1 protein-coding gene is annotated in these 742 nt (G+C 57.8%); it reads right to left on the bottom strand.

What is annotated here, in order from left to right:
- On the bottom strand, positions 1-632 hold a 632-nt coding region (locus AWB66_RS32640; RefSeq protein ID WP_125469898.1), incomplete at its 3' end, for a sigma factor-like helix-turn-helix DNA-binding protein.
- Positions 633-742 lie beyond the last annotated feature (110 nt).

Raw genomic sequence — 742 nt, forward strand, 5'->3', positions numbered from 1 at the left:
GGCGTGACGATCTCAGGACAACCGCCCATAAATTCGAATGTTCGAATGTGAGAGCCAATCCAATCAGAACTCTGCTGGGTCAAGGTTGCTTCCGCATAGGTGTAGTTCGACGCCCCCAGTACGGCCACGAACAACTCGGCCTCCCGGATCTCACCCGTTTGCGCATTGATGATCGCTATCTTGTCGCCTGAGTAGTCGACGAATAACTTCTCGCCCGGAGCATGTGTTTGCCGCAAGGTCAGCGGAAGCGCATTGGCCCATTCGCTGTATCGCGTGCAAAACCAGGTGTACGCGTAACCGTCAGGGTGCTCGGCCTTGTATTCGTTCCAGAGCAGATCGAGCGTCACGCCTTTGCGGGCAAGCTCGCGCCTCACGGTCGGCCAATGCGGCGTAGGACGTTCCCCTTCCACGCGTGGCGGTGGCGGAAACAGGCGTGCCTCGAGTTCGTCATCACCGAGTGCTGGCGGCAGCGGGTAGCTTAGGCCGGCACGCTCCAAACGGCGAACATATTGCCCCACAGTTGTGGGCGACGTACCCAACGCCCGAGCGACTTCACGATGATTGAAGCCGCAATCGAAATGTAGGCGCAGCGCTTCTCGAATTTTACGCATGGTCAACTTTGGAAATGCCATGTAGACGCCCCGACGAAATCGTCGAGGGTGCCACGGTTGACCTGCGTCGCTACTTTACGAACTTACTGTCCAGCTTGGCGCGAAATCGCTGTCCAGCTTGCCGTGAAATC

Source organism: Caballeronia telluris, assembly GCF_001544495.1.
Taxonomy (GTDB): Bacteria; Pseudomonadota; Gammaproteobacteria; order Burkholderiales; family Burkholderiaceae; genus Caballeronia; species Caballeronia telluris.